General features: G+C 35.9%; 18 protein-coding genes and 6 pseudogenes. 13 read left to right on the forward strand and 11 right to left on the reverse strand.

Annotation, left to right across the window (positions count from 1 at the left end; genetic code table 11):
- Positions 1 to 20: 20 nt before the first annotated feature.
- Positions 21 to 104: pseudogene (locus tag AYJ55_RS26790) on the reverse strand (tail fiber assembly protein); the annotation flags it as partial.
- 93 nt (positions 105 to 197) lie between these two features.
- Between AYJ55_RS26790 and AYJ55_RS32140 the strand changes: the two are divergent.
- From AYJ55_RS32140 to AYJ55_RS17685, 3 genes and pseudogenes are all read left to right on the forward strand, one after another.
- On the forward strand, positions 198 to 683 hold the full coding sequence (locus AYJ55_RS32140; RefSeq protein WP_245677430.1) for an IS630 transposase-related protein: 486 nt from the start codon (positions 198 to 200) through the stop codon (positions 681 to 683).
- Positions 684 to 711: 28 nt separating this feature from the next.
- Positions 712 to 1,020, forward strand: a complete 309-nt coding sequence (locus AYJ55_RS32145) for a transposase (RefSeq protein ID WP_063653413.1) — start codon at positions 712 to 714, stop codon at positions 1,018 to 1,020.
- Positions 1,021 to 1,040: 20 nt separating this feature from the next.
- Positions 1,041 to 1,526: pseudogene (locus AYJ55_RS17685) on the forward strand (IS256 family transposase); the annotation flags it as partial.
- Positions 1,527 to 1,566: 40 nt separating this feature from the next.
- Here the strand turns inward: AYJ55_RS17685 and AYJ55_RS17690 are convergent.
- The 7 genes from AYJ55_RS17690 to AYJ55_RS17715 form a co-directional block, all read right to left on the reverse strand.
- Positions 1,567 to 1,866 carry an Rpn family recombination-promoting nuclease/putative transposase gene (locus tag AYJ55_RS17690; RefSeq protein ID WP_074168147.1) on the reverse strand — a complete coding sequence of 100 codons (300 nt, stop codon included), beginning with the start codon at positions 1,864 to 1,866 and terminating at the stop codon, positions 1,567 to 1,569.
- A 7-nt stretch (positions 1,867 to 1,873) separates the two neighbouring features.
- Positions 1,874 to 3,016, reverse strand: coding sequence for a hypothetical protein (locus AYJ55_RS17695; protein WP_063657470.1), 1,143 nt, complete (start codon positions 3,014 to 3,016; stop codon positions 1,874 to 1,876).
- 113 nt (positions 3,017 to 3,129) lie between these two features.
- Positions 3,130 to 3,861, reverse strand: coding sequence for a recombinase RecT (locus tag AYJ55_RS17700; protein WP_074168148.1), 732 nt, complete (start codon positions 3,859 to 3,861; stop codon positions 3,130 to 3,132).
- 33 nt (positions 3,862 to 3,894) lie between these two features.
- Positions 3,895 to 4,167, reverse strand: coding sequence for a hypothetical protein (locus tag AYJ55_RS17705; protein ID WP_063657472.1), 273 nt, complete (start codon positions 4,165 to 4,167; stop codon positions 3,895 to 3,897).
- Entirely contained in the window at positions 4,168 to 4,491 is a 324-nt protein-coding gene (locus tag AYJ55_RS17710; protein WP_063657473.1) for a recombinase RecT, read from the reverse strand.
- Positions 4,488 to 4,661: a hypothetical protein gene (locus AYJ55_RS31025; RefSeq protein ID WP_187153308.1), complete on the reverse strand. Its 174-nt coding sequence runs from the start codon at positions 4,659 to 4,661 to the stop codon at positions 4,488 to 4,490. The genes AYJ55_RS17710 and AYJ55_RS31025 overlap by 4 nt, the downstream gene beginning before the upstream one ends.
- A 131-nt stretch (positions 4,662 to 4,792) precedes the next feature.
- Positions 4,793 to 5,257 (reverse strand): transposase, encoded by a 465-nt coding sequence (locus AYJ55_RS17715; RefSeq protein WP_245677431.1) that lies wholly within the window; start codon positions 5,255 to 5,257, stop codon positions 4,793 to 4,795.
- Between AYJ55_RS17715 and AYJ55_RS17720 the strand changes: the two are divergent.
- The 9 genes and pseudogenes from AYJ55_RS17720 to AYJ55_RS17750 form a co-directional block, all read left to right on the forward strand.
- Positions 5,182 to 5,442 (forward strand): annotated as a pseudogene (locus tag AYJ55_RS17720) (DDE-type integrase/transposase/recombinase); the annotation flags it as partial. The gene AYJ55_RS17715 and the pseudogene AYJ55_RS17720 sit on opposite strands and share 76 nt — an antisense overlap.
- Positions 5,443 to 5,479: 37 nt before the next feature.
- Positions 5,480 to 5,749 (forward strand): annotated as a pseudogene (locus AYJ55_RS33575) (IS630 transposase-related protein); the annotation flags it as partial.
- 65 nt (positions 5,750 to 5,814) lie between these two features.
- Positions 5,815 to 6,303, forward strand: coding sequence for an IS630 family transposase (locus AYJ55_RS26805; RefSeq protein WP_063653499.1), 489 nt, complete (start codon positions 5,815 to 5,817; stop codon positions 6,301 to 6,303).
- 23 nt (positions 6,304 to 6,326) lie between these two features.
- Positions 6,327 to 6,539, forward strand: a pseudogene (locus tag AYJ55_RS26810) (IS3 family transposase); the annotation flags it as partial.
- Positions 6,540 to 6,551: 12 nt separating this feature from the next.
- Positions 6,552 to 6,845 (forward strand): annotated as a pseudogene (locus AYJ55_RS17730) (IS91 family transposase); the annotation flags it as partial.
- 84 nt (positions 6,846 to 6,929) lie between these two features.
- Positions 6,930 to 7,295 carry an IS630 transposase-related protein gene (locus AYJ55_RS17735; RefSeq protein ID WP_063653415.1) on the forward strand — a complete coding sequence of 122 codons (366 nt, stop codon included), beginning with the start codon at positions 6,930 to 6,932 and terminating at the stop codon, positions 7,293 to 7,295.
- The gene (locus tag AYJ55_RS17740; RefSeq protein ID WP_063653499.1) at positions 7,264 to 7,752 is read left to right on the forward strand and encodes an IS630 family transposase; all 489 of its coding nucleotides are present in this window, start codon (positions 7,264 to 7,266) and stop codon (positions 7,750 to 7,752) included. The genes AYJ55_RS17735 and AYJ55_RS17740 overlap by 32 nt, the downstream gene beginning before the upstream one ends.
- Positions 7,753 to 8,373: 621 nt before the next feature.
- Complete coding sequence (locus tag AYJ55_RS17745) at positions 8,374 to 8,823, forward strand: lytic transglycosylase domain-containing protein (RefSeq protein WP_162505683.1); 450 nt, start codon at positions 8,374 to 8,376, stop codon at positions 8,821 to 8,823.
- Between the two features lie 108 nt (positions 8,824 to 8,931).
- Positions 8,932 to 9,207 (forward strand): DUF4282 domain-containing protein, encoded by a 276-nt coding sequence (locus AYJ55_RS17750; RefSeq protein WP_063657475.1) that lies wholly within the window; start codon positions 8,932 to 8,934, stop codon positions 9,205 to 9,207.
- Positions 9,208 to 9,266: 59 nt separating this feature from the next.
- On the opposite strand, the gene AYJ55_RS26815 is transcribed toward AYJ55_RS17750, so the two are convergent.
- Entirely contained in the window at positions 9,267 to 9,443 is a 177-nt protein-coding gene (locus AYJ55_RS26815; protein ID WP_074168150.1) for a Rop family plasmid primer RNA-binding protein, read from the reverse strand.
- A gap of 144 nt (positions 9,444 to 9,587) precedes the next feature.
- On the opposite strand from AYJ55_RS26815, the gene AYJ55_RS17755 reads away from it, so the two are divergent.
- Positions 9,588 to 10,628: an IS481 family transposase gene (locus tag AYJ55_RS17755; protein ID WP_063657476.1), complete on the forward strand. Its 1,041-nt coding sequence runs from the start codon at positions 9,588 to 9,590 to the stop codon at positions 10,626 to 10,628.
- Between the two features lie 1,078 nt (positions 10,629 to 11,706).
- Here AYJ55_RS17755 and AYJ55_RS17765 read toward each other — a convergent pair.
- Positions 11,707 to 12,003, reverse strand: a complete 297-nt coding sequence (locus AYJ55_RS17765; RefSeq protein WP_063657478.1) for a hypothetical protein — start codon at positions 12,001 to 12,003, stop codon at positions 11,707 to 11,709.
- Positions 12,004 to 12,121: 118 nt separating this feature from the next.
- Positions 12,122 to 12,460 carry a lytic transglycosylase domain-containing protein gene (locus tag AYJ55_RS17770; protein ID WP_245677437.1) on the reverse strand — a complete coding sequence of 113 codons (339 nt, stop codon included), beginning with the start codon at positions 12,458 to 12,460 and terminating at the stop codon, positions 12,122 to 12,124.
- Positions 12,461 to 12,608 lie beyond the last annotated feature (148 nt).

Here is a 12,608-nt window from a genome sequence, read left to right on the forward strand (position 1 = left end):
CTCTGGGCGGGTTTCTCAGGCTAGTCAGGTTTTGAGGTGTCCACCCTGTTTACCAGACCCCGATACTTTTTCCACTCGTCGAGCTGCACTTTCTCTTCATCAGTTCCGCTTATTCTTGGACTAACCACCCGATGGGCATAAGGAATTGTTAGGACTCTATATAGCTAGGCGACTTAATTTTGATTACAAGGTGTGTTATGAGTTATACAATTGATTTTCGACGTAAAGTAATATCTGTAAGGAAAGCCGAAGGTTTAACAATTCGAGAAACTGCGAAACAATTCCGTATTGGAAAAGCGTCTTTAGTACGTTGGCTTAAACGACCAGAGCCAAAAAATTCAACGCCACGTAAGAGGAAGCTCGATAAAAATGCTTTAGCAAAAGATGTGGAACAGTATCCAGATGCTTACCAAAAGGAACGGGCAGAGCGATTCGGTGTTTGTAAAAAGACTATTTGGCAATCCCTTAAAAAGCTGGGATTAACCTATAAAAAAACTCTATTCCATCCAAAAACCAACGAAAGCGACAGGCTGGCACATCAGCAAAAAAGACAACAGTATGAAAAAAAAGATAAATCTGTTGTTTTTATTGATGAAAGTGGTTTTTCACATGACACTCCACGAACTCACGGCTATTCCCCAAAAGGTCACCGTTGTTTTGGCCTGAAAAACTGGGGGTGCTAAGGGAAGAACAAATGTTATTGGCGCTTTATTGGGAACAACCCTTTTTGCTATCGGATTATTTGATTGCAATATTAATCGTGATGTTTTTTATGTTTGGATCACAAAAATATTGCTCCCAGAACTTCCTGAAAATTCTGTTATTTTTATGGACAACGCTAGCTTTCACAAAGGTAAGAATATTGAACAGGCAATTATAAACGCAGGACACCAGATAGAATATTTGCCTGTGTATTCACCAGATTTAAATCCTATAGAACATAAATGGTCTCAAGCTAAACGTAAAAAGATGGAAACAGGATGCACTATCGATGACCTGTTTTTAATACATATGCTGTAATCAAAATTAAGTCGCCTAGCTATATGTCTGAAACAGAAGGAGCACATCATTGGTTGAGCGTTCTGACTGACTTACATAACCGTGGTATACAAGATATTCTAATCGCTTGTGTTGACGGATTAAAAGGGTTTCCAGAAGCGATAGCCAGTATTTTCCCGCAGACAGAAGTTCAGCTATGCGTAGTTCATCAAATTCGCAATAGCTTACGTTATATTGCCAGTAAAGACCAAAAAGCCTTTATGGCTGATTTAAAGCCGGTTTATCGTGCAGATATTAAAGCGGCTGCTGAGCTTGCCCTTGATGAACTGGAAACGAAATGGGGTGAAAAATACCCGATAGTGCTAGAATCCTGGCGAAGTAAATGGGAGTTGCTCAGTGCTTATTTTCGATACCCTAAAGCCATTAGAAAACCCATTTATACGACCAATGCTAGTAACTGGGCGTTAACCATTGCTCAATTGTCCATCTATTTTAAAGGGCGCCTAGATGGTATAATCAAAATATAGAATCCCCTGACACAGAATTATGAACACCCTCGTTCGGCCTCTAAATGCTTCGGCATGACTGCCATGCCATGAGCTTATCGGGTGTTGACTGATGCTCAATTAGCAGATAGATATAACCTTGTTCCTTTTCTGTTTTGACAAAATACAGGATATCACTCTGATAGTTTTTCATCTCACTATCGACGAATGAGCCAGATTCCACTTTGAGGCTATCCAAATCACACAATGCTTTAATTTCATCCGGCAGCCAAATCTCAAAGAAGTCTTTAGCCGTCTTTTTTTCACTCAGAAATTGGCGAAATACAGCATCATGGGGCGTTGGGGTGAATTTTTTAATCATTTAAGATTTAAGCGTACCTTCTAATATACTGATATGCTGATGGATAATTTTCCCTATTCTCTAAAATAAAATTATCTATTTCTTTGAGTAATTCTGATTTATTAACATTTGTTTTATCTACTTTCGCATAAATATCACCATTTATTGGTCCTTTATAATATTTATTAGACGAAATTTGTGATGAATTAAATTGAATTTCCTCATAAATAGGTTCATTACTCTGGTTGTATGACTCTAAATGAATAGGTTGATTATGGAGTTCATAAGAACTATGAAATCTTTCTTTAAAAGGATTTTGATATAACCAAATAACTTGACTATTAAATTCCTCAGCTAAAAATTTTATTACCTCTTTTTTTGCTTTTTCCTCAATTTTATGTAAATTGGCATAGGCTTTATAAAGCCATTCTTTAGGTGTCCGTCGCGTGTCAAAAACTTCATTAACATCTATATATCTTTGTGCTGAGTTATTGTAATAATCGAAACATTTTATTTGTAACGAAATCCATTCTTGAATAATACGTGGTTCTTGTACCATTTTTTCTTTTGTAAAATCGTTTAATAAATTCAAATGAAAATTTCTTTTATTTAAAAAATAAATTTCTTTAGTTGGCGCTGAAATACCTTTTATTTCACCATTAGGCATATAAGATATTTTATCTAAAGCGTTAAAAACATTTTCACTCTTCTTAAGATTGTTGGTCTCTAAGAATCCACTTTTATTGGTTAATTCTGCTTCTTTGATAGCAGAAATATCTTTTTTTGTATTTTTTACTCCATACACGAATTGATGTTCATCAATTACTCCAGTTATAGAAAAGGTAAAAATACAGTTTTCTTTTTCTTGTTTTATAGACGCTTGGAATTTATCTTTATAAGAGGGATATACCATTTCACTGAGTTTATGAAAAGAAACTATTTTTTTAAATACTTCTTGATTGCTTAACCCATCATTATTGTGAGTTAACTCGTAAATGTGCTTCAATGCTTCACTTTTATTGGTTCCACAAAGCCAGTCTTTAATTTTTTCCCATACTCCAATATATGTAGCTTCTTCTTTTGAAGAACTATTAATAGCGTGCTGAACATCTTCATGGCTAAGGGTTCTATCGAATAGGAATAAAGAATTACCTTGAATAGGAAGTGACATAATAGCTCCTTTTTTACCTCAAATTTGTTTTTATTATTACAAATAAACAAGGTATAGTGAATACGCTATATATGTATACTTCATCACATAATCCAGCCATACAAAAACGCCCCCTATCTTCTCAGGGGCATTTTTGCTTTAATGACTCGGACTAAATCGGTATTTCTTCCGTTCTTCGAGCACTGCGCCCGTCTCTTTGGCGTTTTTGTCCGCCTCAAAAAATCCGTGGACGATTCACCGTCTGGAAATCGCCAAGCGTTACTGCCGTTTGCGAGCCTTGCCATCCACACTTCGCTATCTTTGTTGGGTGGAATTAACCGCTTTTTGCTCGCTTTCATTTTTTCACGGAGTTGAATTTTTTCGTCATCAGACAACTCGGCGGACAATACTGTACAATGCTCAACGATTTCAGCAAGGCTTTTTTCGTCGGTGGCATCGTCGAGAGCGATTAGTGCGGCTTCCAGTTTTGACGAATCAGTGGCTTTCGGTTCAGGTTGTGACGCGGTCACTGTTTCCGGCTTTTGACGCAATTTTTCGTTACGCTCACGGATAACACCCCTCAGCGATAGTCGTTTAAACGAAGTAGGAGCCATTCTAAGCGGTTTTTCTGCTAAATTAAGTTTTTTTACCTCAAGCAGAGAAAACATCTCAGAGGCGCAAGGAAGCCGTCTGGCGAGACGATGAATCACTGTTTTGAGCGCCATTCTGTCAAACCACTGCACCCACGGGCTTGAGTCGTATTTTGCGCTTGGTACTGTATCCCGTATCTTCTCCACGTCAGAGCGATTCATCACCTCGACGACGAGTTCACCGCTATTAAGTTTTGCGAAGGCATAGACTTTCACTAAGCATGTTGCTCAATAGTGAAATAAAGTTGCTTAAAATAAAAACAAGTTAGATACATCTAAAAAATACAAAAATAGTTTATTTTTTAATCTTACATAGGTTATTTTTAATGCAAAAATTGATGATTTTATCATCATCGGCTGGTTTTTTTGTAAGTCATAATTAATTTTGCTATTGAGCAACAGGCTTACTACCTCATCATCATCAACAAACGCCGGACGGTGAGTTAAATGCTCGCCGTTTTCGTCAATTACATATTCAAACCTGTCTTGAGCATAGACAACCTTTGCAATGATATTAGCCACCTAACTGGATTGACGGGCGCGTTTGATGACGCCGTCAACCATCGGCATGTAGACGGCCTTTTTCACAAACTGATTGTTGACTTTGGTACTGCGAACAACGAGAGCAGCTTCTCGTCCATCTGGCATGAGTCCATCTTTGGCGCAACTGGTTAAGGTGAGCACCAGTGATTGTTTATCGGCTTTTTGCAAATCCGCATTTTCAATCAATGCAGTGGCGGCGGTTCGGGTGACCTGAGCAGGTAACAGGGCGGCTATTCCCTGTTGCATAATGACCGATTGCAGATTGGCATAAACGTTACTCATCGTTTCCAGTTCGGTATTCATGCTACACCCCCTTCTAGCACTAGAGCTTCTCTGCGTTTTCTGTCTGCCTGTTTTGCCCAGAAAGGACGGGATATCATCGCAAAGGCTTGTGTTTCTGCTCCGTCTTCAAGTGCATCAATCACGCTGTTAACCTGAATTACACCCTCTTCACTATCTTCTTCGTCCAGCATACCCAACTGCACGGGATAGTGCCCACACTCCGGTCTTTTGCCAATCGCACAGAACAGAAAATCAATATCAAGATGGTCGCCTATGGCGACGACTTGTCATTGCTTGTTATAGCTAGGCGACTTAATTTTGATTACAGCATATGTATTAAAAACAGGTCATCGATAGTGCATCCTGTTTCCATCTTTTTACGTTTAGCTTGAGACCATTTATGTTCTATAGGATTTAAATCTGGTGAATACACAGGCAAATATTCTATCTGGTGTCCTGCGTTTATAATTGCCTGTTCAATATTCTTACCTTTGTGAAAGCTAGCGTTGTCCATAAAAATAACAGAATTTTCAGGAAGTTCTGGGAGCAATATTTTTGTGATCCAAACATAAAAAACATCACGATTAATATTGCAATCAAATAATCCGATAGCAAAAAGGGTTGTTCCCAATAAAGCGCCAATAACATTTGTTCTTCCCTTAGCACCCCAGTTTTTCAGGCCAAAACAACGGTGACCTTTTGGGGAATAGGACAGGCTCACGATGGGCCTATCTGGCTGTGGTATTGGATTTGTTTGCCCGAAAACCGGTGGGCTGGGCAATGTCATTTGCACCAGACTCAGAATTAACCGCCAAAGCACTACAAATGGCTTGGGAACTACGTGGGCATCCCAAACAGGTGATGTTCCATAGTGATCAGGGAAGTCATTATACCAGTCGTCAGTATAGGCAGGCATTGTGGCGTTATCAGATGACCCAAAGTATCAGTCGCAGAGGGAATTGTTGGGATAATATAGCTAGGCGACTTAATTTTGATTACAAGGTGTGTTATGAGTTATACAATTGATTTTCGACGTAAAGTAATATCTGTAAGGAAAGCCGAAGGTTTAACAATTCGAGAAACTGCGAAACAATTCCGTATTGGAAAAGCGTCTTTAGTACGTTGGCTTAAACGACCAGAGCCAAAAAATTCAACGCCACGTAAGAGGAAGCTCGATAAAAATGCTTTAGCAAAAGATGTGGAACAGTATCCAGATGCTTACCAAAAGGAACGGGCAGAGCGATTCGGTGTTTGTAAAAAGACTATTTGGCAATCCCTTAAAAAGCTGGGATTAACCTATAAAAAAAAACTCTATTCCATCCAAAAACCAACGAAAGCGACAGGCTGGCACATCAGCAAAAAAGACAACAGTATGAAAAAAAAGATAAATCTGTTGTTTTTATTGATGAAAGTGGTTTTTCACATGACACTCCACGAACTCACGGCTATTCCCCAAAAGGTCACCGTTGTTTTGGCCTGAAAAACTGGGGTGCTAAGGGAAGAACAAATGTTATTGGCGCTTTATTGGGAACAACCCTTTTTGCTATCGGATTATTTGATTGCAATATTAATCGTGATGTTTTTTATGTTTGGATCACAAAAATATTGCTCCCAGAACTTCCTGAAAATTCTGTTATTTTTATGGACAACGCTAGCTTTCACAAAGGTAAGAATATTGAACAGGCAATTATAAACGCAGGACACCAGATAGAATATTTGCCTGTGTATTCACCAGATTTAAATCCTATAGAACATAAATGGTCTCAAGCTAAACGTAAAAAGATGGAAACAGGATGCACTATCGATGACCTGTTTTTAATACATATGCTGTAATCAAAATTAAGTCGCCTAGCTATAGTCCGATGGAACGATTCTTCCGTAGTCTGAAGACCGAATGGGTGCCAACGACTGGCTACCAAAGCTTTAGTACTGCTCAGTCAGCCATTATTCGCTACATAACCCACTACTATAGCGATATAAGACCTCACTGGTATAACGGTGGATTAACGCCAAACGAATCAGAGCGACTGTTCCGTGAACAGTCAGGTAGGGTGGCCAATTTTAGTTGACCACTACAGTTTGAGTCTCATGTGCCAGAAAAATGGTTTCACATGATCCGTTATTACGGCTTTTTAAGTCCATCAGCACGGATGCGAAAAATGTTAACGGAGGTTGTTTATCCTTTAGCCCAGCAAGATAAAAAAACCGCTAAAAAAGTCACCTGGCGAAACATGTATCAACACGTCTTTAAAGTCGATCCACTTGCTTGTCTCTTATGTGGGAAAAAATTACTTTTCGCAGGAATGAATTTTGGATTGAATCGTAAAGAACTTATGGCACGTCACCATGATCTGGCTTGTTTGCGGTGGCGATAAAAACTCACGACAGGGTAGATCTATCCTTTTGTTCAAAATTGATTAATATAGCTAGGCGACTTAATTTTGATTACAAGGTGTGTTATGAGTTATACAATTGATTTTCGACGTAAAGTAATATCTGTAAGGAAAGCCGAAGGTTTAACAATTCGAGAAACTGCGAAACAATTCCGTATTGGAAAAGCGTCTTTAGTACGTTGGCTTAAACGACCAGAGCCAAAAAATTCAACGCCACGTAAGAGGAAGCTCGATAAAAATGCTTTAGCAAAAGATGTGGAACAGTATCCAGATGCTTACCAAAAGGAACGGGCAGAGCGATTCGGTGTTTGTAAAAAGACTATTTGGCAATCCCTTAAAAAGCTGGGATTAACCTATAAAAAAAACTCTATTCCATCCAAAAACCAACGAAAGCGACAGGCTGGCACATCAGCAAAAAAGACAACAGTATGAAAAAAAAGATAAATCTGTTGTTTTTATTGATGAAAGTGGTTTTTCACATGACACTCCACGAACTCACGGCTATTCCCCAAAAGGTCACCGTTGTTTTGGCCTGAAAAACTGGGGTGCTAAGGGAAGAACAAATGTTATTGGCGCTTTATTGGGAACAACCCTTTTTGCTATCGGATTATTTGATTGCAATATTAATCGTGATGTTTTTTATGTTTGGATCACAAAAATATTGCTCCCAGAACTTCCTGAAAATTCTGTTATTTTTATGGACAACGCTAGCTTTCACAAAGGTAAGAATATTGAACAGGCAATTATAAACGCAGGACACCAGATAGAATATTTGCCTGTGTATTCACCAGATTTAAATCCTATAGAACATAAATGGTCTCAAGCTAAACGTAAAAAGATGGAAACAGGATGCACTATCGATGACCTGTTTTTAATACATATGCTGTAATCAAAATTAAGTCGCCTAGCTATAATTAATCGGTTTTTAACCATCTATTCCGTTCCTTATCTCAACCTTCAACATAATTTTGGCAAAATTTAGAAGAAAATAAAAAGGATTTCATCATGGCGCAGGTTAATGAGTAACCATTTCGGATATTAATTTATTATACATGAACAATCAATTTTTAATGGCAATTGCCATCATGTTGTTTTTTTAAATTTATAATAAATTAACAAAAAAATAAAATTAAATTTTTAATAAAATCATATAGACATCAAATAAAACACAAAAGAATCTAAATATATTATTTTCTTAAATAACAATTGGTTGGCAAATAGGTATTTTTATGCCACTTTTTAACGGCAAATTTAATAAAAAATATAAATTAATTAATAAAAAATAACTATATTTCATATAATTAAAATAATAATTTTGCGTATAGCGTGTAAGTTAGTAGTAGAAAAAGCGGATTTAGGTAGGTAAAATTGAAAGTCATTATTGGAATTTCTTTGAAAAATTATTTTGCTTTATAGGGGCGACAATATGCCGAATTGTTCTTATTTTGGAAAAATGAATGGGGAAGTTAGACCAGCTAAAAATATTTCCTTCTTACCTCATCATTAAATAATGAGTATTGTGATGAAGATAAAAAATTTAATGTTGCTGTTTTGTCTTGCTATATCAAAATTCTCGGTTGCCGATTGTTTTGATAGAGCAGGAATTTATTATCAAATAGACCCCGATTATTTAAGAGCGATTGCCTGGCAAGAATCCAACTTTAATCCTCATGCAAAAAACAAAAATAAAGATGGCTCGTTCGATTTAGGGGTTATGCAGATTAATAGAAAAACCTTTAGCACAATTAAAAATGAATACCCCACGTTAACTGAAAGTGACTTAATCAATCATCCTTGTTTAAATATTCATCTTGGTGCAATGATTTTAAGTCGTAATTTTGCTAGCTACGGCAAAAATTGGCTAGCCGTTGGCATGTATAACGCAGGAATGCGAAACACGAATACATCAAAAATCGTTTCCACTATGCAAGAAAAATTTATCAACATTATCAAAAAATAAAATCGGTAAAAATGAATGAGAGTAAAATTTACCGGTCGCTGGAATAAATAAAATCTTAAGAAGACAATCTATTAACCAATTCAGAAAAACAAAAAAGAGGAAATAACCATGTTTAAATCTTTATTAAAATTAGATGAAATGATAACCCCTAAGATTATAATAATTTTTTATTGGCTGGGTATAATCGCTGTTTTGTTTTCTGGAATTGCTGCTATTTTTGCTGGTAGTCATTTAGGTGGTTTTTTTTCAGGTTTTATAGGTGGATTAACCACAATTGTTATTGGGCTTATTGGTGTTCGGGTTTCTTGTGAATTAATTATTTTATTATTTAACATTTACGCCAAACTTAAAGAAATAGCTGAAAATACAAAAATAAAACCATAATAGAATTCATTTTACGATTAATTACGCCAACGTAAGTCAATTGTTTTCGTTGGTGTAATTTACTTGTCCAGTGTTCGCTTCAAATTAAAATAAAGTTCTTCTGCCATGTCGTGCAAATCTTCACACTCATCTGCACAATCATCCAGATTAAGCTGATTGAGCTTATCTAAGAGTATTAAAGTTTGGCTTTTGATAAAACCTGCCATATTTAGGGCTGTTAGCTCTTGTTTTGTCATCGCTTATTAAAAAAGTTAGGTGAAATTAAAAAGAAAATGGATATAAGATGTATTAGTCTTAACTTAATCCGACAATTCTGATTTAAAAAAGAGCGTTACCGGTTTTAATTAACATCATTAGATAATTAAATAAAAGGTAATTCTATGTATCAAACAAATAATCCTATCATCAAACGTAAAGTCGGGTTACTTAACCTCGCTGAAGAGCTTAATAACGTCTCAAAAGCCTGTAAGATTATGGGGGTATCCCGAGATACGTTTTATCGCTACCAGGAACTTGTTAACGATGGTGGGAAAGACGCTTTAATTAATCAAAATCGACGGGTGCCTAACGTAAAAAATAGAGTAGATGAACAGATTGAAAGCGCTGTAGTCGAGTATGCGATTGAATACCCTGCACACGGTCAACACCGCAGTAGTAATGAACTAAGAAAAAAAGGCATTTTTGTTTCGGGGAGTGGCGTTCGCTCTATTTGGCTGCGCCATAATCTCGAAAATTTTACAAAACGCCTAAAAGCGCTTGAAGATAAAATCGCAACAGAAGGAATTATCCTGTCAGAATCACAAATCAGTGCTCTAGAAAAGAAAGCGCAAGATGATGAAGCCTGTGGTGAGATTGAAACAGCGCATCCAGGTTATCTGGGTTCACAAGATACTTTTTATGTCGGTCATTTAAAAGGCGTTGGTCGTGTTTATCAACAAACTTACATTGATACTTACAGTAAAGTCGTTCATTGTAAGCTTTACACAACAAAAAGCGCGATAACGGCGGCAGATTTATTAAATGACAAGGTTCTCCCTTTTTATTCCCAGCATGGGTTACCGGTGTTACGTATACTGACGGACAGAGGCAGTGAGTATTGTGGTAAAGTTGAACATCACGATTATCAACTTTATCTCGCTATCAATGATATTGATCATACAAAAACTAAAGCTCGTTCACCTCAAACTAATGGGATTTGTGAACGCTTTCATAAAACTGTATTACAAGAGTTCTATCAGGTGGCTTTTCGTAAGAAAATCTATAGGGCTTTAAATGAATTACAAGCTGATTTAGATAAATGGTTGGCGGAATATAATAACCAACGCACTCATCAAGGAAAAATGTGTTGCGGTCGAACTCCTATGGCAACTTTACACGATGGAAAACAACTTTGGAGAGAGAAAGATTTAAATCAAATTTAACCTGACAGGTACTGTATAAATAACCGGTAACTGTCAGATTAAGTCTGAGCTACTACAGGGCTAATCGTTATGACAAATCCGGACAGAAAGCATGTTGCTCAATAGTGAAATAAAGTTGCTTAAAATAAAAACAAGTTAGATACATCTAAAAATACAAAAATAGTTTATTTTTTAATCTTATATGGGTTATTTTTAATGCAAAAATTGATTATTTTATCATCATTGGCTGGTTTTTTTGTAAGTCATAATTAATTTTGCTATTGAGCAACAGGCTTAGAGAGCCGGAGAGGTTACACAAGCTGATGTTGAAGATAATCAGCAACGTTTAGCACGGCGAAAAAAATCAAATCATCAATCTACTGACAGTTATGCTGATTTGGCGTTGGGAAAATGATTCTCGCTGTGTGGAAATATTTAAATTATAAATTAAGGGGATTAGAATGTTATCAGTAAATAACACCATGAATATAGTTAGAGTTATCAATAATAATTTAGCTAGCCTAACTTATGATGACGAAAAACTTTTAGCAGGCTGGGGTTAAGTGGGCAAATCAAAATTCTGCGGTAGAAAATAGGGAATATGTATTAAATAAGCTTATAGATTGTTTGGAAATGAATAGTGTTTTACTTAATCTATCACATTTAGGATTATCAACCCTACCTGATACTTTTCCTGGATTTTTAAAAGAAATTGACATCAGTTATAACAATCTAAATATGTTACCACATAAATTGCCTGAATCTTTAGAAAGATTAGACGTTAGTCATAATTGCCTAAAGGAATTACCAAGTATTTTACCAAACAATTTAAAAACTCTCGACGTTAGTTATAATTGCCTTGAATTCCTGCCAGAGTATTTACCAATTTATTTAGAAAGTCTTATAGTTACAACTTCCTGAACTACTTACCAAGTAGTTTAACTTATTGTCAAAATTTACAAGTAATATATGCTAATCATAATGTTTTAATGGATGTGCCTATTCTACCTGGTTCTTTAATTAATATTGATTTTAGAAAAAATGTTTTCTTTTAGTTATGAGCTATAATTAAGTCATAAAAGTTAACCATATTGTGTAATTATTTATTTTTGTCGGTTTTATTTCTTCTAAAATCCTCAAGGCTAATGACGGGCGCTTTTCTTCTTTTCCTTTTGCGTGGTTTTATAATGGGAATATTATTGTCATAAATAAACATGACAGGAGCATCATTTTCATTTCTAATTTCAATTTTATCAAAATTAATGTTTTCACCGTGAAAATAAAGATTAACGCCGGAGAGAAATTCAATGTCATAAAATTGTAATTCATCAATCGCCTCACAAATTGCATTCTTAAGACTTTGTTTATTCCAGCGCCCTGTAAATTTTATTCTCATTCATTTTTCCAGATTTTATTGTCTGATAATGTTGATAAATCTTTCTGGCATAGTGGAAACGATTTTTAATTGATGTATTGTTATTTTTCATTCCAGCGTTATACATCCCTACGGCTAACTAATGTTTACCGTAGATAGCAAAGTTACGACTTAAAATCATTGCACCAAGATGAATATTTAGACAAGGATGATTTATTAAGTCACTCTCCGTTAACGTGGGGTATTCATTTTTAATTGCGTTAAAGGTTTTTGTATTAATCTGCATAACCCCTAAATCTAACGAGCCATCTTTATTTTTGTTTTTTGCTTTGGGATTAAAATTGGATTCTTGCCAGGCAATGGCTCTTAAATAATCGGGGTCTATTTGATAATAAATTCCTGCTTCATCGAAGCAATCGGCGATGGCTAATTTTGAGATAACAAGACAAAACAGCAACATTAAATTTTTGATTTTCATCACCCAGCTCTTTATTCAAAAGTGAACAATTAGGCATATTGTCGCCCCTATAAAGCAAAAGAAATTTTTAAAGATATTCCAATAATCATTTTCAATTTTACCTACCCAAATCCGCTTTTTCTACCATTAACTTACATACCATTCGCAA

This window comes from Candidatus Arsenophonus triatominarum, assembly GCF_001640365.1.
Classification (GTDB): Bacteria; Pseudomonadota; Gammaproteobacteria; order Enterobacterales; family Enterobacteriaceae; genus Arsenophonus; species Arsenophonus triatominarum.